Origin of the sequence: Sphaerisporangium sp. NPDC051011 (assembly GCF_040653595.1) — a bacterium.
Taxonomy (GTDB): domain Bacteria; phylum Actinomycetota; class Actinomycetes; order Streptosporangiales; family Streptosporangiaceae; genus Sphaerisporangium.
Genome location: NZ_JBFAGG010000020.1, coordinates 54,262 through 76,281, shown reverse-complemented (window position 1 = coordinate 76,281; position 22,020 = coordinate 54,262). Strand labels below are relative to the sequence as shown.

The 22,020-nt window shown below is 70.8% G+C and carries 18 protein-coding genes; 5 read left to right on the top strand and 13 right to left on the bottom strand.

Features of this window, described 5'->3' with window-relative positions:
* Positions 1–3 precede the first annotated feature (3 nt).
* Complete coding sequence (locus AB0H21_RS34840; protein ID WP_358525456.1) at positions 4–2,136, bottom strand: tetratricopeptide repeat protein; 2,133 nt, start codon at positions 2,134–2,136, stop codon at positions 4–6.
* Positions 2,137–2,743: 607 nt separating this feature from the next.
* Between AB0H21_RS34840 and AB0H21_RS34835 the strand changes: the two genes are divergently transcribed.
* Entirely contained in the window at positions 2,744–3,076 is a 333-nt protein-coding gene (locus AB0H21_RS34835; RefSeq protein ID WP_358525455.1) for a YnfA family protein, read from the top strand.
* A gap of 125 nt (positions 3,077–3,201) precedes the next feature.
* Here AB0H21_RS34835 and AB0H21_RS34830 read toward each other — a convergent pair whose 3' ends face one another.
* Positions 3,202–4,128, bottom strand: a complete 927-nt coding sequence (locus AB0H21_RS34830) for an aldo/keto reductase (protein ID WP_358525454.1) — start codon at positions 4,126–4,128, stop codon at positions 3,202–3,204.
* A gap of 251 nt (positions 4,129–4,379) precedes the next feature.
* The gene (locus AB0H21_RS34825) at positions 4,380–5,213 is read right to left on the bottom strand and encodes an aminoglycoside phosphotransferase family protein (RefSeq protein WP_358525453.1); all 834 of its coding nucleotides are present in this window, start codon (positions 5,211–5,213) and stop codon (positions 4,380–4,382) included.
* 102 nt (positions 5,214–5,315) lie between these two features.
* Between AB0H21_RS34825 and AB0H21_RS34820 the strand changes: the two genes are divergently transcribed.
* Positions 5,316–7,745, top strand: a complete 2,430-nt coding sequence (locus AB0H21_RS34820) for a polysaccharide lyase 8 family protein (RefSeq protein ID WP_358525452.1) — start codon at positions 5,316–5,318, stop codon at positions 7,743–7,745.
* Positions 7,746–7,843: 98 nt separating this feature from the next.
* Here AB0H21_RS34820 and AB0H21_RS34815 read toward each other — a convergent pair whose 3' ends face one another.
* A complete protein-coding gene (locus AB0H21_RS34815; protein WP_358525451.1) occupies positions 7,844–8,638 on the bottom strand; it encodes a maleylpyruvate isomerase family mycothiol-dependent enzyme in 795 nt (264 codons plus the stop codon).
* A 195-nt stretch (positions 8,639–8,833) separates the two neighbouring features.
* Between AB0H21_RS34815 and AB0H21_RS34810 the strand changes: the two genes are divergently transcribed.
* Complete coding sequence (locus tag AB0H21_RS34810) at positions 8,834–9,547, top strand: hypothetical protein (protein ID WP_358525450.1); 714 nt, start codon at positions 8,834–8,836, stop codon at positions 9,545–9,547.
* Between the two features lie 5 nt (positions 9,548–9,552).
* Here AB0H21_RS34810 and AB0H21_RS34805 read toward each other — a convergent pair whose 3' ends face one another.
* The 5 genes from AB0H21_RS34805 to AB0H21_RS34785 form a co-directional block, all read right to left on the bottom strand.
* Entirely contained in the window at positions 9,553–10,149 is a 597-nt protein-coding gene (locus tag AB0H21_RS34805) for a dihydrofolate reductase family protein (RefSeq protein ID WP_358525449.1), read from the bottom strand.
* Positions 10,150–10,283: 134 nt separating this feature from the next.
* Positions 10,284–11,015, bottom strand: a complete 732-nt coding sequence (locus tag AB0H21_RS34800; RefSeq protein ID WP_358525447.1) for an SRPBCC domain-containing protein — start codon at positions 11,013–11,015, stop codon at positions 10,284–10,286.
* Between the two features lie 9 nt (positions 11,016–11,024).
* Positions 11,025–11,609, bottom strand: coding sequence for a helix-turn-helix domain-containing protein (locus AB0H21_RS34795; protein ID WP_358525445.1), 585 nt, complete (start codon positions 11,607–11,609; stop codon positions 11,025–11,027).
* Positions 11,610–11,710: 101 nt separating this feature from the next.
* The gene (locus AB0H21_RS34790) at positions 11,711–12,859 is read right to left on the bottom strand and encodes a hypothetical protein (protein ID WP_358525444.1); all 1,149 of its coding nucleotides are present in this window, start codon (positions 12,857–12,859) and stop codon (positions 11,711–11,713) included.
* On the bottom strand, positions 12,856–14,238 hold the full coding sequence (locus AB0H21_RS34785) for a hypothetical protein (RefSeq protein ID WP_358525443.1): 1,383 nt from the start codon (positions 14,236–14,238) through the stop codon (positions 12,856–12,858). The genes AB0H21_RS34790 and AB0H21_RS34785 overlap by 4 nt, the downstream gene beginning before the upstream one ends.
* 347 nt (positions 14,239–14,585) lie before the next feature.
* On the opposite strand from AB0H21_RS34785, the gene AB0H21_RS34780 reads away from it, so the two are divergent.
* Both AB0H21_RS34780 and AB0H21_RS34775 read left to right on the top strand, forming a co-directional pair.
* A complete protein-coding gene (locus AB0H21_RS34780) occupies positions 14,586–14,966 on the top strand; it encodes a DUF4190 domain-containing protein (RefSeq protein ID WP_358525441.1) in 381 nt (126 codons plus the stop codon).
* Between the two features lie 529 nt (positions 14,967–15,495).
* The gene (locus AB0H21_RS34775) at positions 15,496–17,031 is read left to right on the top strand and encodes a S8 family serine peptidase (RefSeq protein WP_358525440.1); all 1,536 of its coding nucleotides are present in this window, start codon (positions 15,496–15,498) and stop codon (positions 17,029–17,031) included.
* A gap of 334 nt (positions 17,032–17,365) precedes the next feature.
* Here AB0H21_RS34775 and AB0H21_RS34770 read toward each other — a convergent pair whose 3' ends face one another.
* The 4 genes from AB0H21_RS34770 to AB0H21_RS34755 are packed head-to-tail and all read right to left on the bottom strand — an operon-like array spanning position 17,366 to position 21,887.
* A complete protein-coding gene (locus tag AB0H21_RS34770) occupies positions 17,366–18,520 on the bottom strand; it encodes an alpha/beta hydrolase (protein ID WP_358525438.1) in 1,155 nt (384 codons plus the stop codon).
* A 12-nt stretch (positions 18,521–18,532) separates the two neighbouring features.
* The gene (locus AB0H21_RS34765) at positions 18,533–19,954 is read right to left on the bottom strand and encodes a S41 family peptidase (protein ID WP_358525436.1); all 1,422 of its coding nucleotides are present in this window, start codon (positions 19,952–19,954) and stop codon (positions 18,533–18,535) included.
* The gene (locus AB0H21_RS34760; protein ID WP_358525434.1) at positions 19,951–21,003 is read right to left on the bottom strand and encodes an ABC transporter permease; all 1,053 of its coding nucleotides are present in this window, start codon (positions 21,001–21,003) and stop codon (positions 19,951–19,953) included. Before AB0H21_RS34760 ends, AB0H21_RS34765 begins: the two co-directional genes overlap by 4 nt.
* Positions 21,000–21,887, bottom strand: a complete 888-nt coding sequence (locus tag AB0H21_RS34755; protein ID WP_358525433.1) for an ABC transporter ATP-binding protein — start codon at positions 21,885–21,887, stop codon at positions 21,000–21,002. The genes AB0H21_RS34760 and AB0H21_RS34755 overlap by 4 nt, the downstream gene beginning before the upstream one ends.
* Between the last annotated feature and the right edge of the window lie 133 nt (positions 21,888–22,020).

The window sequence follows — 22,020 nt, the reverse complement described above, 5'->3', positions numbered from 1 at the left end:
CCGTCAGGCGCCGGCGAGGCCCTCCAGCAGGCCGGTCAGCCAGGTGACATCGGCTCCGTGCCGAAGGAGCAGGTCCCGCGCCCGCTCGTAGTGGCCGCGCGCGTCCCGTGGCCGCCCATCGCGGACCGCCAGGTCGCCGAGCGCCTTAAGGGCCTCCGCCTCCCCGGTGTCCGAGCCGATACGCCGCATGTTCCGCAGCCCCTCTTCCAGGAGACCGGCCGCGGCGGCAGGGTCATCGAGGCGGGCCCTGCCGAGCAGGATGAGGACCCGGGCCCGGTTGTACTCGTCGGGTTCGGACGCGAGGAGCCGTCGTGCCTCCATGAGACGTGCGACGGCCTCCTCCTGGCGGCCCTGGCCGATCAGCGCGTCGCCCAGGTCGCATAACGCCAGGGCGATCTTGCGCGGTACTCCCTCCGCCCGGTAGCCCTCCAGGGCCTCCTCGAACAGGGCGACGGCCTGGCCGGTGCGCCCCCGGTCGCGTTCCACGAACCCCAGCCGGCGCAGGGCGCCCGACACCCGCTGGGCGTTCCCCTCACGGCGCCAGATCTCCAGCGCCCGGCCGAAGTGGTCGGCGGCCTCGTCCAGCCGGCCCAGTGTGCGCAGGGCCATTCCGGCCCGGTTCAGCATCTTGGCCTCGGCGTGGGAGTCGGACGCGGCGCGTGCCGCCGCCAGGCCCAGCAGGTCCACCTCCAGGCGCTCGGCGTGGTGTCCCCGGTGGAGGAACAACGGCCACATTCCGTCCACGAGCTGCCATGCGAGAGGGAACAGGCCACGCTCGAAGGCCGTGCGCGCGGCGGCCCGCAGGTTGTGGAACTCCCGCTCCAGCCAGTCGAGCGCCTCGGCGGCGTCGGCGAACGTGAGAGGCTCGGCGGGGTCGAAGACCACCGCGTCGCGCCGGACGCGACGGTACGGCATCGCCGTCCGGTTCGCCGCGGCGGCTCCGTCCAGGAACCAGTCGAGTGCCCTGCGCACGGCCTCGTCGCGCGCGGCGGGCGGGTCCTCCCGCTCGGCCAGCTCCCCCGCGTGCAGCCGGGTCAGGTCGTGGAAGCGGTAGCCTCCGCCCGGCACGTCCTCCAGCAGGTTGGCGTCCAGCAGCACCTCCAGCAGCAGCCGGACCTCGGCGAACGGGAGCCCTGCCATGGCGGCGGCGGCCCTGCCGTCGAACGTCACCGCCGGGAACAGGCCGAGCAGCCTGTAAAGGCGCGCGGCCTCGGGCAGGGCGAGCCCTTGGTAGGAGAGCGTGAGCGCGGCGCGGATCGTCATGTCGTCCTCCACCGACAACGCGGTGAGGCGCTGCCGCTCGTTGGCCAGCGCCTCGACCATCCCCGCCAGGGGCCAGTGCGGCCGGGCGGCCAGCCGGGCGGCGGCCACGCACAGGGCGAGCGGCAGCCGCGCGCACAACTCCGCCAGCTCACGGGCGGCCCGCGGGTCCTCCCGCACCCGGTCCTCGCCCACGGTTCTCTCCAGCAGTTCCAGCGACGCGTCCGTCGCCAGCCGGTCGAGGTGCACCGCCCGCGCACCACGTGCCAGGAGCCCGGCCAGCCGCCACCGGCTCGTCACGACCGCGACGCTGTTCACCGAGGCCGGCAACAGCGGGCCGACCTGGGCCGCCGACAAGGCGTCGTCCAGCACGACGACGAGGCGGCGTTCGGCCACCAGCGACTGGTAGAGCGCGGAACGTTCCGCCAGCCCGGCGGGAATGCGCTCGGGCGCGATCCCGAAGGCGCGGATGAACCGTCCGAGCACCTCGGTGGGCTGCACCGGGGAGTCGGCAGTGGCGTGTCCCTGCAGGTCAGCGAAGAGCTGGCCGTCCGGAAAGCCGGCCCGCCGCCTCTGGGACCAGTGCAGCGCCACCGCCGTCTTGCCGATCCCCGGAGGCCCGCTGACCACCACCACCATGGGGACGCCCGCCTCGCTCTGGCGCGCGCGCATCGCGTCCAGCCGGGCGAGCACCGCGGCCCGGCCGACCAGCGCACCGGCCGGGGGCAGTTGCCCCGGCTTGGGCAACGGGACGGACGCGTGGTGCAGATGAATTCCGCCGTGGACGTCTCGCGCCTGAACGACGGGCCCGTGGACGGTCCCGCTCAGTTCATTGACCTGGCCCTCGGCTTTCTCCTTCTTCCCGCTACCCGGCATTCACCGTCCCGCGCTAGTCATGAGCGCGCCCGCACACTCAGGAGACCATTGCCGAATGGATCGAATAAGCGACCGACAGGGCCTCTACATGCTTGCCTCTGCTGGAAGCCCTCGTCAAGGCCCCTGCCATACCGGCACATTCCATCCCACGGACTTATGGGAATCAACGCGGCGACTCCGGCGAATGCCGGCCGATGTTCCGGCCGGACGGGCCGAACACGGATATCGGATGGCGGCACAACTCCCTATGGGTGCGACGAGTGTTGTCCATGTTCACGCGCTATCAATATGCGCACCCTGAGGCGGAATTCGGCGGTAGTGGCGAGATCCCTAGATGTCATGGTTCATCACGCCAAACCTCTAGGGTGATCACGGGCACGAAGATGTGTCCCCGTCCAACGAGGAGAAACGCATGTACATCCGCGCCATCGGAGCCGCGGTCCTGGGCGGAGTTCTCACGACCGCCATCTGGATGACGTACGGGGGTCCCATGATCCCGGGCATCCCTACGTAGGCTTCGTTGGCCAGGGCTCGCCCACGCGGGCCCCGGACGGCGCTCGGCCGGCTGGGACAACCCTCTTCGGACTCATTCTTTAGACTCTGCCGGGTGACCGTCGCACGTTCGCTTCTGTTGTTCCTGGTGGCCGCCGTTGCCGAAATCGGCGGGGCCTGGCTGGTCTGGCAGGGGGTGCGTGAGCATCGCGGGCTGTTGTGGGCAGGGGCCGGGTTCGTCGCGCTCGGGCTGTACGGGCTGGTGGCCACCTTTCAGCCGGATGCCCACTTCGGGCGCATCCTCGCCGCCTACGGCGGGGTCTTCGTCGCGGGGTCGCTCATCTGGGGCGTGGTCGTGGACGGGTTCCGGCCCGACCGCTGGGACGTCATCGGAGCGGCCGTCTGCGTGCTCGGCGTCCTCGTCATCATGTACGCGCCGCGCGGCTGAGACGCGGACCGGCGCGGAACGACGCGACCGGAACCGCCGCTCGACGCGAGCCCGCACCGCCGCTCGACGCGAGCCCGCACCGCCGCTCGGCGCGGACCCGCACCGCCGTGGCCGCGCCGGGGGCGTCAGTGGGCGAGGGACGCGATGGCGGCGGCCTCCTCGGGGGTCATCGTCCACACCCTGCCCGCGTTGGCGGCGACCTGCTCTGGCCGGGTGGCGCCCGCGATGACCGAGGCCACGGACGGCTGGGCCAGCAGCCAGCCGATCGCCAGCTCGACGACCGTGTGCCCGCGCTCGGCGGCGAACGCCTCCAAGGCCTCGACCTTGGTGAAGTTCTCGCCGGTCGCGAGGCGGGCCGCATAGTCGACGTTGCCCGCGAGGCGGCTACCGGCCGGGAGTTCCTCGCCGCGGCGGTACTTGCCGGTCAGCATCCCCGAGGCCAGCGGGAAGTAGGGGACGACCCCGACGCCGGCCGCCGTGGCCGCCGGCACGATGGACTCCTCGACGTCGCGGGACAGCAGGCTCCATTCGATCTGCGTGCCGGTGAACCGCGCCCATCCCTTCCCAGTGGACACGTCCTGCGCCCGCTCGATCTGCCCGGCCGAGAAGTTAGAGGACGCGACGTGCAGGACCTTGCCCGCGCGCACCAGCTCGTCCAGCGTCTCCAGCACCTCCTCGATCGGCGCGTCCGGGTCGGGGAAGTGCTGGTAGTAGAGGTCGATGCGGTCGGTGCCGAGGCGGCGCAGGCTGCCCTCCGCCGACCTGCGGATGTGGTCCGCGAGCGCCCCCGGCCGGTACGCGCCCTCCCGGGGGACGAACTTAGTGGCGATCATCACGTCGTCACGGCGGGAGCCGAGCGCGGCGCCGAGGTACTCCTCCGACCTGCCGCCGCCGTACATCTCGGCGGTGTCGAAGTGGGTGATGCCGGCGTCCAGGGCCGCGTGCACGACCGCGGCGGCGGCGTCCGCGTCGATGCGCGACCCGAAGTTGTTGCACCCGATGCCGACCACCGACAGTTCGGGCCCGCCGTCACCGAGAACACGCTTGTCCATTGAAACCCGCCCTCTCAATCAACTACGCATCATGAAATTTCGCACATGGCGCCCACGCTGGTGGGTCCCAGGGCGGAACGCCGAGGAGATCCATCAGGTGACCAGGAGCTCCAGGCGTGCGGCCACCTCCCGGTACCGGGACACGGGGACCAGATACACCCCGTCGAAGACCCCCGAGTCACGGGAACGCATGATCGGTCATTCCCCAGCCTAGGCAAGCCTCCCCGTCGCGTCCCGCCGGACGTCCGGCGTCAGGCGAGGAGCCGCGCGGTGATGGCGGGCCCGTGCTCGCGGACCCACGACTCGGCCCTCGGCAGCCGGTCCCTCGCGCCCTCGTCCCAGAACCGCCGGAAGACCGGGTCCACCTCGGCGGCGGCCCGCATGTTCACGTGGAACCGGCCGATCATACGAGCCGCCGCCGGGACCAGGACCTCCCGCTGCCGCCCGGTCATGCCATAGGCGCCGGCGAACAGGGCGACGCGGCGGGGGACGTCGAGATCGGCGTACGCGGGCGATCTGTCCCGCGGGTCGAGCAGCGGCGCCCAGTAGTACAGGGCGTTGGCGAGGTCGTCGACCCTGCTCGTCGGCTTGGCGAGGTCGAAGTCGATCAGCGCCGCGGGCAGTCCGTCGCGGAAGACGACGTTGCCGGGGCAGTAGTCGCGGTGCCCGACCACCTGGGGTTCGCCGTCGGAGGTGGCGTCGGTGTTGCGCCTCCCGGGCAGTCCTCCCCAGACCGCGTCCTCGGGTGGCGTCCAGCCCTGCGCGGCGTCGTGGAGCCGGCGGACGAGCCGCGCGAGCTCGACCAGGACCTCCTCGCGCGCGGTGTCCGCCGGGAGGGGCTCGCCGGGGACGTCCCCGGGCACGAACGAGAGCACCTCGCGCCCCTGGTCGTCGTAGCCGAGCGGCGTGGGGGCGTCCGTGAAGCCCACCGCGCGCAGGTGCGCCAGGTACGCCTGGACGGTGGCCGTGAAGGGCCGGACCGGGCGGCGGACGGTGCCCGCCACGCACACGATGCCCTGGGTGACACCGTCCCCGGCCAGCGCCTCCTCGCCGTCCGTGCCCGTGTCGTCGTACGTGCCTGCCATGGATCCCTCCCGCGTCGGAGAACCCGTCCACGGTAGTCACCGCGCGAGGGACACGGCGTGGGATCCGGAGCGGGGAGTGATCGTCTGGGTCATAATCTGCCGGTGGGCTGGTACTCCAGGCGGTTGTTCCTCCAGGTCGGTGGGGTCGCGGCCCTGGGAGCGCTGCTGTCAGGGCGGTCCTCGGCCGGGGCACGGGCCGTGGGGGCCGCTCCGGAGGGCGCGTTCGAGGTGTTGCGGCGGCGGTGGCGGGACGTCAGCGTGGGGGCGGGATTCGACGCGGCTCGGGAGCCGTATCGGAGCAGGCTGGCGGACTTCGGGGCCAAGGCGGTGGCGTACGGGGATGCCATGGAGCCGGCGGCCGGGTCCCTCTGGCGTGACCAGCCGTTCCCGTCGTTCGTCGCCACGCCGGGGCGGTTGCGGGCCATGGCGCGGGCGTACGTCCTGCCGGGGACCGGGGTGACCGGGGACGCGGGGCTGGCCGCGACGGTGGCGGCCGGCGTCGACCACTACCGGCGGCTGGTGTACGCGGCCGGCGCGGAGCCGTACGGGAACTGGTGGCACTGGCGGATAGGCGTCCCCGGCAAGCTGCTCGACGCGGCCCTGCTGATCGGTCCGCACCTGGGGGACGCGCGGCGCGACGCGCTGCGGGACGCCGTCGACCATTTCGTCCCGGAAAGCGTGCTGGACCACTACAGCGACAAGAGCACCGGAGCCAACCGCGTCGACCTGTGCGTGGTGACGCTGCTGCGCGCCATGCTCACCTCCGACCCCGGCAGGGCCGCGCGGGCCGTCGCCGCGCTCTCCCCCGTCTTCCCGTACGTCACCGAGGGCGACGGGTTCTACCGCGACGGCTCGTTCATCCAGCACACGACCGTCCCCTACCAGGGCGCGTACGGCGTGTCGCTGCTGTCGGGCGTCGCGACGCTGCTCGCGGTGCTGCGCGGCACGCCCTGGGAGGTCGCCGACCCGAACCGGCAGGTCGTCTTCGACGCCGTCGAGCGGTCGTTCGCCCCGTTCGTCCACGACGGCTTCTGCATGGACCTCGTGCGCGGCCGGGGAGTCGCCCGAACCCCGTACGGCGACCACGAGCGCGGACGCGAGATCGCCGCCGCGGTGCTGCTGCTCGGGGAGTCGGCCTCCGGCGAGGAGCGGGCCCGCTGGCGGGGCATGGTCAAGGGGTGGGCGCTGCGGGACACCGAGCGGCCCATGCTCACGGCCGCCGAGTCCTCCGACCTGGCGTTCCACGCCCGTCTGGCCGCGATCCTGGACGACGACACCGTCCCCGCGTCCGCCGAACCGCCGGGGCACCGGCTCATGACGATGAGCGCCCGCGCCGTCCACCGCCGGCCGGGCTGGTGTGCGGCGCTGAGCATGGCGTCACACCGGGTCGGCCACTACGAGCACGGCAACGGCGAGAACCTGCGCGGCTGGCACACCGGCTCGGGGATGCTCTACTGGTGGGCCGGGGGGCACGGCGCCCAGTACTCCGACTCCTTCTGGACCACCGTCGACCCGTACCGCCTGCCCGGCACGACCGTCTCCACCCTGCGGTTGCCCGACGGCGCCGGTGAGGGGTGGGGGGACACGTGCCCGCCTGGCCGCTGGGTCGGCGGCGCGACCGACGGCGTGTACGCGACCGTCGGCCAGCACCTGAACGGCCTCGAAAGCACGATGGAGGCCTTCAAGTCGTGGTTCTTCCTGGACGACGCGGTGGTCTGCCTGGGTGCGGGGATCACCGGCGCGGACGGCGTGCCCGTCGAGACGATCGTGGACAACCGCCGGACCGACGCGCTGCTCACCGTGGACGAGCGCGAGGGCTGGGCGCATCTGGATGGGCATGGCGGATATGTCCTGCTCGCGTGTCCCCGCCTGCGCACCCTCCGCGAGGAGCGCACCGGCCCGGGGAGCGTCACCCGGAGCTACGCCACCCTCTGGCTGGACCACGGCGCCGACCCGGTGTCCGCGAGTTACGCGTACGTCCTGCTGCCGGGCGCCGGGCGCGCCGGGACCCGGGCCCGCGCGACCGCCGCCGGGTGGGTGCGCGTGCTGGACAACACCGCCCGGCGGCAGGGCGTCCACGTCCCCTCACTCGGGATCACGGCCGTCAACTTCTGGCACGCCGGCACCTCCACCGGCACCTCTGGCCGGACCAATGGGGACGGCGACCTCTCAGACGGGAACGACGGCCCCTCCGCCCGGAACAACGGCGCCTCTGGTGGGGACGCCGGCGCCTGGGGTGAGAACGACGACCCGTCCGGCCGGGACGGCGGCGGCGCAGGGGCGCTGACCGCGTCGGCCCCGTGCGCGGTGCTCGTCCGGGAGCAGGGCGACGGAATCGCGACGCTCACCGTGTCCGACCCCCGCCGCACCCTCGACGAGCTGACCGTAACCTGGCACCGCCCCGTGACCGCGGTCCTCCTGCGCGATCCCCACCTGACCGCCGCCACGACCGGCCCCGAGCTCACCCTCACCTTCGAACGCCTGGCGGACCAGTCCGGCACCGCCAAAACGATCACCGTGCGCACGGTCTGACCCAAGGGCTCAAACGGCCCAGAAGCGGAGAGCGCTCACTCACCGGCGGTGCTACCAGGCACCGAGTCTGCCTGATCAGACCGACCCGGTAGCTCCCATTAGAAGCCGGGGAAGACCGCGCGCAGGTCGTCCAGGGTGAGGGCGTCCCCGGTCAGCCGCACCCCGTCCGGGGTGTGCTCAGGGGCGTGGCGGCCGGAGACCAGGCGCAGCCACCACTCGGCGGGAGCGGCGAGGACGGCGTCCGGCGCGCCGGGAACGTCCGCGATGCGCACCGCGTCGCGGATCTCCAGGCCGAAGGACCGCTCCGGCGCGGTCGTGCGCACCTCGACGGCCACCTCACGCCCGCCGAGCCGGTCGGCCTTGCCGGCGAAACCGATCAAGCTCGCGATGCCGTCGGCCATCAGCTCGGTGGCCTCCGGGCTCAGCGTCGCGGCCGGGTCGAACGCGACCTTGACGTCCCAGGTGTGATACGCGAACTCGCTGAGCCGCATCCCGGCGAACCCGGCCACGTCCGGCGCGGGGACCGGGAACCACAGCTCGACGCGCAGGTCCCGCCGCGCCGCCTCGTCCAGCCCTTCGAACCGGCTCACCAGCGCCTCGTTGACGCCGACGACCTCCGCGGCGCGCTCGGCGCGCGACATCCCATCCCATCGCGCCCACACGCCGCGGATGAAGTCCATCTGCGGCGCGCCCTCGCCGCGCAGCGCCCCGTCGAGGGCGGCGAGGCTGATCTCCGCGCCGCTGCCCAGGTGGCTCAGCACCTGCGAGATGTCCCACTCCGAGGCGCCCGAGACGCGGGCGAGGTCCTCGTCGGTGAAGCCGTCCACCAGCGCGGCGAACTCGTCGAGCCCGGCGCGCAACACTTTGATCGTCTGATCGGCCTGGTCGGTCATCGTGGTCTCCTGTGCGGTCGTTCCATCACCCACCGCCGCACATCATTCCGTACCGCCCGCCGAGGTGCCGCGCGGGACCAACGATCCGATCACCGCGCGGGACTAACGATCCGATCTCTGCTCGGATCTGCCGGTAACCCTCCGGGGAACGCCGCCCGTCCACGAGAGAAACGTCCGTCGTCCCCGGAGTCACAGATGGCATACCAGCACGGCCCCGGCCAGCCCCCGTACGGCCAGCCCCCGTACGGCCCGCCTCCTGGCTACGGCTACCCGCCGCCGCCCCCACCGCCCCGGCCGGGCCGCGGGCCGCTGTTCTGGCTGTTCGCCGTGGGCCTGCCCGTGGTGGTGCTGTTCAGTTGTACCGCGGCCCTGGTGACCGTCGGCGCGACGGGTTCGCTCGAGCCCACCGATCGATTACCGGCCGCCCAGCGGCCTTCCACCGCCGCCCCGCCGCCGTCGCAGCCCGCCGCGAGCGAACCGGCGACCGTCCCCACGGCCCCCACCGATCCCGCGACGCAGCCCCCGCCGGCCACGCAGCCGTCCCAGCCCCCGCCGGCCACGCAGCCGTCCCAGGCCCCACCGGCCACGCAGCCGTCTCAGGACCCGGCGTCGCAGCCCGGCGCGCGCAGGACGCTGCTCACCGACAACGGGAACGGCACCAAGAACACCGCCCAGTTCACCGTGGACGCGTCATGGGAACTGCACTACACCTACAACTGCTCGGGCGACGTGATCGGCACGGGGATCTTCTCGGCGCGCATCACCGAGGGAACGTCCCTGGTCGACCTGGCCGCGAACGAGACGGGCAAGTCCGCGGACAAGACCACCCCGCAGTACCGCGCCGGGACGTTCCACCTGGAGATCACGGCGTCATGCCCCTGGACGATCGAGGTCATCGACGTCCCGTGATGGGGTCACTTCTCGGCGACCGTCCGGTACGTGGACACGTTCACGCCCTTGTCGTTGGTGACCGTGGAGACCAGCTCCAGCGTGCGCAGCGTGCCGTCGCCGGGGAAGATGCTCTTGCCGCCGCCGAGGATCACCGGCGTGGTGATGAGCCGCAGCTCGTCGACCAGCCCCTCGCTCAGGAGGGTGCGCACGAGCGTGGGGCTTCCCATGACGAGCAGGTCGCCGCCGTCGGCCTTGTGCAGCTCCCGGATGCGGTCGACGGCCTCACGGCCGGGAATGCGCGTGGTGTTGTTCCACGTCAGCTCGTCGTCGGCCAGCGTGTCGGACACGACGTACTTGGCGATGGAGTTCATCTGGTCGGCGAACGGGTCGCCGGCGCTCTCCGGCCACGCCGCGGCCATGCCCGTCCACGTGCGGCGGCCGTACAGCAGCGCGCCGGCCTTGCTGATCGCGTCGTCGAAGGCGCCGCCGACGATCTCCGGGTCGAAGAACGGGAACGACCAGCCGCCGTGGGCGAAGCCGCCGTCGGTGTCCTCGTCCGGGCCGCCCGGCGCCTGCACGACGCCGTCCAGGCTGATGAAGCTCACGGTCACGATGCGCATGGGATGTCTCCTGTCGGGGTTGCGTGAGTGATTTCGGGCACCACGAATCCGCCCGTGGTGCCAGGGGTGATCGTGCGGCGCGGCCCAAAAGCCGTCAGTGCGTACGACGGACCGCGCGGAAAGGGACGGGCCGGTCAGCCGAAGCGCTCGGCCATCCAGGCGTCCCACGCGGCCTGCTCGTCGCGGCCCGCGAAGTTCTGGTGGCCGAGCACGAGGACGTCGCCGCGGTCGTCGCCGGAGTAGATGAACCGGTACAGGCCCTGGCCGGTCCGGACGCCCAGGTTGACGGGCAGGTTCGCGAAGTAGACGACCCCCGCGGAGCCGTCCGGGAGCCGGACCGCAGCGCCCGCGCCGACGTCCGGCGTGACGCCCAGCGAGTCCGTGACGACCTTCCAGACGGCGTCCGAGCCGCCCGCGCCGGGCCGGAACACCGTCGTGACGGACGGCGTGCGACCGGTGAAGTGCGCGAGGTACTGCTTGAGGGTCTCCAGGTAGATGGGCCAGCCGGCCTTCATCGCCTCGAACTCGGTCTCCCAGTCGTCGCCGAGCATGCCGCTCTGCACGAGCCGCAGCACGGCCGTCCCGCCCTCACGCCCCTCGATGAGGTACTCGAACGCCGAGAACCGGCCGTCGGGGGCCTCCGGCGTACGGGTGGCGAGGCGGGCGCCCGGCTCGTAGGCGGTGATCGTGGCGCGCTCCGTATTGCCCAGCATCGTCAGGGCGACGTCGCCGCCGACGGACCTGCCGAACTCGTTCCGTCCCATGAACCAGGAGTCGACCCCCGGCCCGGTGGCGATCGCGTCCCAGACCTGCTCGGGGGTGGCCTCGAGCTCGATCTCCAGGCTCAGCTCGAACGGGTGTGTCATCAGGCTTCCTTATTGCTTGGGGTTGCTCGGGTGGAGGGCGACGACGACGCGATGGTCGCGGCCCTGTTCGGCGGACTCGTCGTGGTACTTGGACACCAGCGCCGTGACCGCTCCGGCGAGCTCCTGGGCGAACGCGGCCCGGTCGGCGGCCGAGGCGAAGCGCACCTCGCCGTCGATGGCGAAGGTCGCCAGACGCTTGCGCGCCCGGGCGGCGCCGGTGATCAGCGCCCCGACGTCGCGGACCAACCGGGCCGCGACGGCCAGCAGCCAGCTCGCCGACAGTTGGTCCGGCGACCGGGCCGGGTCGGGCTCGACCGACGCCAGCGCGGTCGGCGAGATCACATAGGAGGCCGCGGTGGCGCGCATGATGCGCTCGTTGACGTTGCCCTTGCGCCGCTCCTCGATCATCTCGACGAGCCCGTGCGCCTCGAGCGTCTTCAGGTGGTAGTTGACCTTCTGCCGGGGCAGGCCGACCTTGGCGGCCAGCATGGTGGCGGAGCCGGGCTCGCTGAGCTCGGCGAGCAGCCGAGCCCGGATGGGGTCCAGCGAAACCTCGGCGGCGGCCGGGTCCTCGATCACGGCGATGTCCTGCATGCCAGAAGACTAGCTTCCGAAAAATTAACTTGTCAAGACAGCCTTAGTTTCCCAGATCTCCCCCAGCTCGCTGCCGGCTCCCCGGACAGCGTTCGGGCTGTTCAAGGATGGTGGTCAGGGGCACGGTCGAACTGCCGGGCCCGGGCGGAGCGGTAACCGTCCAGGACGTCTTGGCGCAGCAGGTGGCCGAAGCCGGCGCGCTCGATCCGCAGCGCCAGGCCGGCACCGTCGGTGCCGAGCGCGGCGGCGGTGCGCTCCAGGTGCCAGTCGTGGGCGGCGAGCCTGCCCAGCAGGTAGCCGCGACGGACCTGCGCCTCCGACAGGCGGAAGGTCTTGAGGTAGGCCAGCCGACCGTCGCTGGTGGTGATGGTCTCGCCGATGTGGTTCTCCTGCCGCGGCTCGAAGGTGGGCAGGAAGCGCGAGAGAGTGAAGCGCCCGAACCGCTGGACCTCCTCCGTCCGGTCCGGCGAGGTCAGCAGGGCGCCGGCCATAACCGTGTCGTGGAAGGACGCCCAGGCCCGCTCCTGACGTACGGCCTGATCGCGCAGGTCGGCCAGCGACCGTACGGCGGACTCGTCGATTACGGCGGGGAAGTCGCGGACTGAGTGGAAGTGGGCGTACTCGTAGATCAGCTCGCCGTAGAGGTCGCGGATGAGCGTGGGGTGCAGCGCCCGGTAGTCCTCGGGGTGCGGCACGACGTTCGCCCCTGCGAGCGCGTCGGCCACGTAGATCAGCAGCCCGCACTGGCCGGGGTGGATCTCGAAGACACGCAGCGCGTCATCGAGCCCGCTGACCTCGGCACCGGCGTAGGCGGCCTCGGCGCGCGGGGAGAGGCCGTGCGTGATCGCCCGGCGCGACCACTCCTCCCAGGCGATCTCCGGCCCGCCGAAGTGCAGGGCGAGAAAGCCTTCCAGGGCCAGGTGGAGGGGCAGGAAACGTAGCCTGTTGCCATCGGCGCGGCGGGCCATGCGGCGGTGGCGCCTGACGCACATGCGGCGTTGTGGCTCGCCGATTTGCGTACCGTACGCCGCGGCGGGTGTCCCGTCTCCGGTCCACGTCGCCACGAAGGCGTGCGGGATGTAGGCCCAGTACGTCGTCTTGTCGGGCAACGCCACCGCCGACAGCTCATCGCCGTACAGCGTCATGTGCAGCCGCAGGTCGGTGATGGGCTCGCGGCGCACGAGCGGCACCAGCCGTACCCCGCCCCAGGTCTGCGCGGGCCGGGTCTCAAGACCGGTCAGGTCGATCAACGCAGGGCCGCCCTCTCGGTCAGGTGGGCGCGCAGCTCCGCCAGGCCCGTCCTGCCCTCGGCGAACTGGGCCAGCTCGACCAGCGCGGGCAGGTCCTCCGCGTCGCGGATCCCCGCCGTGGGCACGCTCGCGGCCAGCCGCCGAACGTCGAAGTCCTCGGCGTCGTAGACGGGGTTGAGGTGCACGATGCTCACCTTCCGCTCCGGGTCGAGGCGGCGCCGCCACGTGCGCAGCACCTGGTTGGCAAGTCCCGGTGGGGCGTTGTCCCAGCCGTCGGAGACGATGACGAGCCGGTCGGGCGCGGTCTCGAGCGCGTCGATGATCCGCTGCCCGAGCGGTGTGGGGCCGACCGGGTGCGCCATCAGCGGGTCGCTTCCGCCCGACAGCCACAGCCCGCGATACTCCCCCGCCAAGGCCTCCAGCAGAAAGTGGCAGCCGACCGCGACGGCCAGCGGCCGCCGCCGCTTGGCCGCCGAGCCGTAGGCCGAGAAGCTGTCGTCCAGCACCGCCGCCACCCGGCCCCAGGTCCCGGCGCGCGTCGCAGCCGCGCGCCGCGCCGACGTCCTGAAGGCGGTCGTGAGTTCGGTACGGCGGGCAGCCCGCTGCTCGAAGGGCAGCGATAACGCATAGGAGGCAAGCCTGACCAGCGGCATCGCGGCCAGATCCGCATCGGTTTCCGGGCGCGTGCGCTCCAACCTGTTGTCCAGGCGTAGCCGCTCCAACCTGGTCATCCGGGACGCGATCCGCTCCAGGAACAGCTCGCGTCTGATGCCGTGGCGAGCCGCGAAGCCCTCGGCGACCGTGTACGGCAAGTCGTACAGGGCGGCCTGCTCGTAGTGCGCGCGCCGCCACGTGTCCAGGATCGGGGTGCCGAACCTGCTGCGGCTACGCGGTTCGAACAGGAACGTGGCGAGCTCGTCGGGGAGCTTCAGGTGGGCGTGCCGTACCGCTTCCTTGAGTGCGGTGCGGTACTTGACCGCGTCGAAGGCCAGATCCGGGCGCCCGGCCAGCCAGTCACGGATTATCGCCCGGGTCCGCCGGTTGTTCACCCCATCGCGTCGCAATCGCTGGAAGAGGCCGTAGACACGCGGCGGCGACATGCGCTCCAGCCGCCGCGCGATCAGCGCGCCATCGCCCGCGCCCGGGCGGGCGAGGAGGTTACGGATGATCAGTGCTGCGTTGTGGTCGTTGATGTCGAGGGCCAGCGTCGCGGCGTAGAGATCGGGATAGTTCACCTCGATATAGGAGTGCAGGAACTCCAGAGACAGCCGCTGCTCGCCCTGCGTGCTGTGAAACTCGCGCTGGCCGGTCGCGGTGATCGCGGCGTTGACGAACAGCAGCAGGTCCTCGCACGCGACGAGGTCAGCGAAGGTGTCCATCAGTGCCCCCTGGTGAGGCCGACCGGGGAATGAGGGCACGAAACTGCGAAGCATCGCTTCAGAGACGAGTCCGGAAGTCGCACCGAAGTCCCGCAGTCGGCTGGCTCAGACCATAGCAACGAGGACATCCACCACGCGACACACTTTTTGCCCTGTCGCGAGCACGGCGTCCCGCATCCGGGTCACGGGCTGGTCACCATTAGTTGAACTGCAGGCTCCCCGGTAACCCGCCATGGCTGGCCGACCGTCACCGATTTGCCCATGTTCGTCTCACCCCTTGGAGTGTCCATGCGCCCCCCTGCACGCGTAACCGCTGCCACCTCCGAGCATCTCGCCTGGGCGCAGCGATGACCGAACAGCCGGGCTACGGCTACCCGCCCGGATACCAGAACGGGCCAGGCCAGCAGCCGCCCTACATGGCGCCTCAGCTGATCTACCCTGCGCAGGTCGTGCCCATGTCGGGTTACGCGACGTCCAGCCTCGTGTGGGGTCTTTTCGGGGTCTTCGGCGGGTGGTGCCTGTTTGGAATTCCCTGCGTCATCGCCGTTGTCTGTGGCCACGCGGCACTTCGTGACACCAGGACGGGCGCCCGAGGGGGGCACGGGCTGGCCGTGGCCGGCTTGACCCTTGGCTACGTCTTCGTCGTCCCCATGATCGTGGTGACGATCATGGGGATCTTCGGAGGGCTATTTCATGCGCTGGCCCCGGAGATACCGCGCACCCCGTGACGAACGTTGAGAGCCCTGGCGCTTTCCCACGCCAGGGCTCGCTACGTTCAGGCTACGCGGGCCAGTGCGAACGCGGGTACCGCTACGACCGGACTCCCTCGAGGCGCGCGAGGAGGTCTCGGATCTCGACTTGGCCGGACTTGAGTTCGGCGACGTCTTCGGCGACCCGGTTGAGCTTCAACTTCATGGCGGCTTGCCCGGCCTTGATCGCAGCCCAGCAGGTGCTGGTACAGCTCCGTGTCGCGCATACCCCGATCCTGCGCCCTGGCGCTTGATCACCCCACCGCTACGCACACGAAGCCCGGAAGCGCCATTCGGAAGATGACCATCTTGTGCGCTTGATCGCCGGCCAGCAGGTTGGTCCGGTCGGCCTTCCGCAGTGGTGAACTCTTGAACGACTTATGACCGAGCTGTTACCGTCACGAATCAATTCTAAAGGCCGGATTCGGGGCGATTTCGGGCTTTCGGAATCGGGGCAAGCCAGACCGCGGCGATGGGTGCCGCGGCCTCACCGTTCAAGGAGCAACGCATGCAGCATGCCCTCCCCAAGCGACGCCTCGCGGCCACCGCCGTAGCGTTCGCCATGGTGGGTGCCGCCTTCCTTGGAGGCGCGATCGACTCGGCCAGCGCGGCCACCACCGACGAGCCGACGTCGACACCGGTCAACGTGGACATCCCCGACGGGATGCTCATGAGCTACGTCGTCAACGCCCGGATCGCCAACCCCGGCCAAACTCGTCTCGTCGAGCGCGCGGTCGAGGCCGCCGGAGGTGTTGTCGTCCAGTCCTGGCCCGCGATCGGCGTGGTCGTCGCCCACTCCGACCGCGCGGCCTTCCGCGCGAACGTCACCGCCGAGGGTGGCAACGCGGTCGCCTCCGTCGGCGCCACCCGCACGGCCGGGGTCTCCGAGGGGACGCCGACCGACCTGGCCCCGCCGTGGGGCCCCGGCGCCAGCGGGTACAAGAAGGGTGCCAAGAAGCCGGTCAACGGCGACATCCCGTCCGACCCGCAGCCTGGCGAGAGCCTCGACCCCAACGAGGGCGTCCAGTGGGACATGCGAATGATCAAGGCCCCGCAGGCGCAGGCGATCTCCGACGGCAACCGCAACGTCCTCGTCGGGGTGCTCGACAGCGGCATCTCGCCGACACACCCGGACCTCAAGGCCAACATCGACGTCGCGAACTCGGTCAACTGCACTAACGTCGGCCGTCCGGATCAGACGCCGTTGGCTTGGCGCCCGACGACGAGCGACCACGGTACGCACGTCGCCGGCACCATCGCCGCCGCCCGCAACAACATCGGCATCGTCGGTGTCGCGCCGAGCGTGCGCATGGCGTCCGTCAAGGTCGTCAACAACGACGGCTACATCTACCCGGAGTACGCCGTCTGCGGCTTCATGTGGTCGGGCCTGAAGCACATGGACGTCACGAACAACTCCTACTACATCGACCCGTTCGAGTTCTGGTGTGACGACCAGCCCGACCAGGCCGCCAGCAAGGAGGCCGTCCGGCGCGCCGTGGAGTGGGCCACCAAGCAGGGCGTCGTCCACGTCGCCGCGGCGGGCAACTCCAACTACGACTTGGCCAACAAGACCGTGGACAGGGGCAGCCCCAACGACGCGCCGACACCGACCGTGCGCACGATCAACAACCACTGCAACGACATCCCGGCTGAGTTCGACGGTGTCGTGACGGTCGGGTCCCTGCAGCGCGTGGGCACCACGCTGGACAGTGTCCGGTCGTCCTTCTCCAACTACGGCCTCGGCAAGATCGACGTCGCGGCTCCCGGCTCGTCGATCTACTCGACGACGTGGAACACCCGGACGGGGGCCGACGGCTACGGCACCAAGAGCGGTACGTCGATGGCGAGCCCGCACGTCGCCGGAGTCATGGCGCAGATGAAGTCGGCGCACCCGTCATGGTCGCCGGCCAAGATGATCAGCGAGCTCAAGGCGCGGACCGAATCCAAGTCGTGCCCGCAGAACACTACGGCCTGCACCGGCACCGCCGACGACAACAGCTTCTTCGGCGCTGGTGTCGTCGACGCCCTCGCAGTCATCAAGTGAACTGACCCTGGCATCACCTAAGTGACACCACCGCGCTGGTCCTGCACCGCCATGACGGTGCAGGCCCAGCGCCATACGGCGACCAGGAGTTGGACCGGCGTCCTCCCCACGCCCGTGGGGGTGAGCCCCGGTACAGGACTGCTGTATGGAGATCAGAAAGGCCTGATCAGAAAGCCTGACCGGGGGACCTGAGCGTCCACTGCCGTTGCCGTCAGAGAACACGAAAAACGCCCCGGAGCGTGGCAGCTCGGGGCGTTTGGGCTATTCAAGGGTGGAGGTGGAGGACTTTCGGCGGTCTTCAACATCCCCCGACAGCCTCAGGATGCGCAGGGTCTCAGGATTGACCGCAGGTCGCAGGGCAGAACTTGACCTCGGGGTAGCGTGATGACGGCTTGTCCAGGAGGGACTGCCGCCGTGACTTCAGGTGCTGGTCGAGGAAGGCGGCCACGTAGGTGCGGGTGAGCTCTGCGCCACGGGCCGCGGGCAGCATGCCAGGGAGAGGTTCGAGGCCGAGGACGTCTGCCACCAGCGGGATGTCGGTGAAGGACTGGTGTTCGGCGTCCGACAGCACGAGCCAGCGCTTCCACCCGGTCAGCAGCTTCCAGTCACGGTCCCACGAATTGTCGTGGCCGCCCGGGACATGCTCTTGCGCACCCAGGAACATGAACGGCCGGGAGAGGCCGCTCTTGGGGATCCGAGCGTAGGTGGTGCCGTCCATGTCGATTCCGGCGCGTATGCGTGGGTCTTTGACCATGGTCGCCACGGTGCTGGCCCCGCCGATCGACTGGCCTACCATCGCGATCCTTTTGTGGTCGATCAGGTCGGAATGCTTCCATTTGGAGGTCAGCTGGTCGAGGACGAAGGACACGTCGGCGGCCCGGCCCTGGACCAGTCCGGCGCCGAAGCCCGGGTCGCTGTTGCTGTCGCAGGCGAGGCATTCGGCGACCCGGCCGTCGGACAGGGTGGTGGCGTAGCTTTCGTAGGTGTGGTCGATGCCGGCCACGACGTAGCCCCGGCTGCCCAGGTCCTCGGCCAGGGACGTGAGTGTGCCCATCGGTTTGGTGAAGCCGGGTGAGAGCACCACCAGCGGAAGCTTGCGCCCGGAGGGGTCTGCGTCCTTGACGGCGTTGGTTCGTGTCTTGCTCAGCGTGTCGTACGGCGTGCTCGCGATCCCCGAGCCTTTCAGGAGCAGCTCCGACTCCTTCGGCGTCATGTAGAGCGAGCGCTGCCCGTCGTGCTGCTCGGCCGGATACCACAGGGTGACCTTGAGCTCCCTGGCGTCGGCGTCGGGGTCCCAGGGGTCGGGGCGGGAGGTGTCCTTGAGGTACAGGGCGGTGGTGCCGACCGGGTGGGGGCCGGTGGGGGCGGGCAGGGTGGCGGGGCCGGCCGACGTGGCCGGCGGGGCGTCGGAGCGGGGCGGGGTGGGTGCGGAGCAGGCGGATGCGGCCAGGACGACCAGTCCCGCGGCGACTGCCAGGGTCTGTCTCATGGAGAGGTCCGTTCACTTGTGCAGCAAGGTCAGGGCCTTGGCCGGCGCGGGGTCGCGCCCGGCGGCGGCGTCCTGCGGGGTCAGGGGCACGTCGTGGTCGGGCGGCACGCCGATCCGGTCGATCACCTCGCGGTCGGGCCCCAGGTGGTGCCTGTCGGGGAAGCTCAGGACGGTGTTGTTGGCGAGCAGGTAGGACTGCGCCGGGCCGGAGATCACGCCGGCGGTTCTGGTGCCCACCAACTGGCCGAGGTGCAGGTCTTTGACCGCGGCGCTGAAGTGCTCGCAGGCCGAGACGCAGCCGTGGTCGATGAGCACGACCAGCGGCAGGTGGAGCAGTTCGACGGTGTCGTCGGTCCGCGCGGTCGCGCATCTGTCGTCCACGGTGCATTGGTAGGCGGTGATCTTGCCGTGGACGAACGCGCTCACCAGCCGCGTCGCCTCCACGGGGCTGCCGCCGCCGTTGCCGCGCAGATCCAGCACGACACCGGACAGCGTCCGGCCGGTTCGCAGCCTGGAGATCGCCTTGAGCACCCTGTTCGACGAGGCGGATACGAATCCGGTCATCCGGACATAGGCGACGTCGTCGTCCAGCAGCTTCGAACTCACCACCCGCAGGTTGGCCGGATCACGCGGGTAGAGGCCGGGCTTGAGCGTGACCGTCCAGCGGCGGCCGGTGGTCTGTCGCAGGAGCCGCAACTCGACCGGGCGCGCCTTGGGATACTCCCGATAGAGCGCGGCGATCGCCGGGGTCGCGTCGCCGTCGATGAACGGTGCCGACCCGTTGACCGCTTCAATGACGTCGCCGGGACGCAGCCGGGCGGCCTGCGCCGCGCCGCCGAGCACGGTGGTGACGAACAGCGGGGCAAGGGCCACGCGGGAAGTGCTGCCGTCCATCTGCGAGCTGCTGACGTTCGCCTGGAGACCCAGGCCGTAGCCGTCTCCGTCGTAGTAGTCGGGCGGCACGTTGACGCCGTGCGTCCAGCGGGCGTGGTCGTCGCCGAGGGCGGCCACGATGGCTTCGAGGGTGACGACGGCCGGCTTGTCGCGCAGGTCGGGCACCTGATCGGTGATCTTACGGTAGACGGCCTCGAAGGCGGCCCAGTCGGCTTCCCGGTCGCCGGTCAGTGACGGCATGGTCGCGTCGGGCACGTCGCGCCCGTCGCGGTTGATCTCCTGGGTCAGGGCGAGAAAACCGGCGGTCAGCAGCGAGCGGGCGTCAAGCGTCGGGCCGCTGTAGTAGTTGCCGAGGATGCAGAAGTACGCCTGCTCGATGACGTCGATCGTGGTGGCCGTCTCGGTCCCGAGCCGTCCCTGGGGGCGCGCGCAGGCCGTTGCGCCCGCCGTGCTCGCCTGGGTGCGCGGTGGCGTCGGCGCCGTGCAGGCCGCCGCCAGGAGGAGGGCGAGTACGGCGGCCGCAGTCCTGATGGTGGTCATAACAGGCGTCTCCGGATCCACCAGAAGGAGAACCATGTGAGACCGAGGGTGAGCAAGGTGTAGATCCCGGTCTCGATCCACTGGAAGGGCCAGAAGCGCTCCAGGGGATGGTAGGTCGCCTGCTGCCGGTAGCCGAGCCGGTTGATCTCGACCCAGCACGGGTCCAAGCCCGGTGGTCCCCCTGCCGGTGCGCAGGGTCCCGACGTCGCGGATATGGGGAGGGGCACTTCTTCGCCCATGCCGGCGATCGTACGTCCGGACGAATCGAGCAGGTCGCTGGACAGGACCCAGGCGCCCGCGCGGCCGGGAACGCCCGGCCGCATGGATATGTACACGGGTCCGCCTCCCTGCCCCTGCATGTGGATGCCGCCCCCGTTCACGTGGCTGAGCTCGAAGGTCGCGGTGACCGGGGGCATCAGGTGAGGCCGGACCAGCAGCGGCATGGCGAACTGGACCGCGGTGAAGACGACCAGGGTGAGGGCCATGGCGGGCAGCGTGCGGCGTACGAGCATGCCCATGGTCACGCCGAGGACAAAGGCGAAGGCCGCATACCCCATCGGGGCGATGCCACGCGCGCCGAACACCAGAGGAGCCATCAGAGCCAGGTCCAGAACGGCCGACTTGTCCAGGGGATCGGACCACCAGGTCACCGCGAGACCGCATACGCAGGCGGCAGCCATGGCTGCCAGACCGACGAGCCCGAGCTTGACCGCCAGCCAGCGGCCGCGGGTGATGCTCTGGTTCCACACCAGCAGGTGCGTGCCCGCCTCCAGCTCGCGGGTGATCAACGGTGCTCCCCAGAAGAGCCCGACCAGAGCGGGCAGGGCCAGCACGACGAAGCTGACGGCGACGAAGGGGAGTTGATGTCCGTCGAAGAACTGGTCGAAGAACTGGTCGCAGGTGTCGTCCGGAGTGCAGCCGACGATCCCGGCGGCGTAGCCGGAGGCCAGATTCGGGCCGGTCAGGGCTAGGGCGGCGGCGAGAACCACGAGTACGGCGGCCATCATCACGGCCGAGCCGCGGAACTGGCGCCAGGTGAGCCAGATCATCGCTGCACCTCCACGGCGGCCCGCCGGTTCTCCGCGGGCTTATCCATGTAGGCGAGGACGAGGTCTTCCAAGGTGAGCCGGCTGACCGTCCAGGCGGGGTCGTGGATCGGGGCGTCGGTACGGACGACGATGGTGCTCTGCCGGTCGGTGTGGCCGGCAGAGATCACGTGCTGGTCGGCGGGGAGCCGGTCGGGATCGCGGCGCGGGCCGGTGAGGCGGTGGTGGGTGGCCAGTAACCGGTCGACCTTCCCGGCCATCCGGACGCGGGAGTCGACGAGGACGATCAGGTAGTCGCAGACCTTTTCCAGGTCGGAGACCAGGTGGGAGGAGAGCACCACGCTCAGCTTGTGCTCGGCGGTGGCCTCCGTCAGCACCTGCAGGAACTCGCGGCGGGCGAGCGGGTCGAGCGAGGCCACCGGCTCGTCCATGATCAGCAGTTCGGGCCGTTTGGCCAGGCCCAGGGTGAGGGCCAGTTGGGCGCGCTGGCCGCCCGACAGCTTGCCCGCCCGATGCGCGGGGACAAGGCCGAGCTGTCCGATGCGCTCCCGCGCGAGCGCAGCGTCCCAGCGGGGGTTAAGCCGGGCGCCCAATCGCAGGTGTTCGGCAACGGTCAGTGCCGCGTAGAGGGGAGTGTCCTGGGCGACGAACCCGACCCTGGCCAGCTGCGCATGCGTGCTCCCAGGCCGCCCGCCGAGCACCGTGATGTCACCCGTCGTGGGCTCCAACTGGCCGCCGGCCAGCTTCAGCAGCGTGGTCTTGCCGGCTCCGTTGGGACCCACCAACCCGACGACGTGGCCCGCCGGGATGTCGATGGTGCACTCGCGCAGCGCCCAGCGCTTGCCGTACCTCTTGCCCAGTGCTTGGGCCTGCAGAACAGAAGTCACGCTGTGTCCTCCTGAGAGGTGGTCCCAAAGGCGGGCATGAACAGCGCCTCGACGCTTTCGGCCACGGTCGAGGATGTGGCGTCAGAGCGGCGTGATGGCGAGAACGAAACTAGGCACTGCCCTTGCCGGTGCG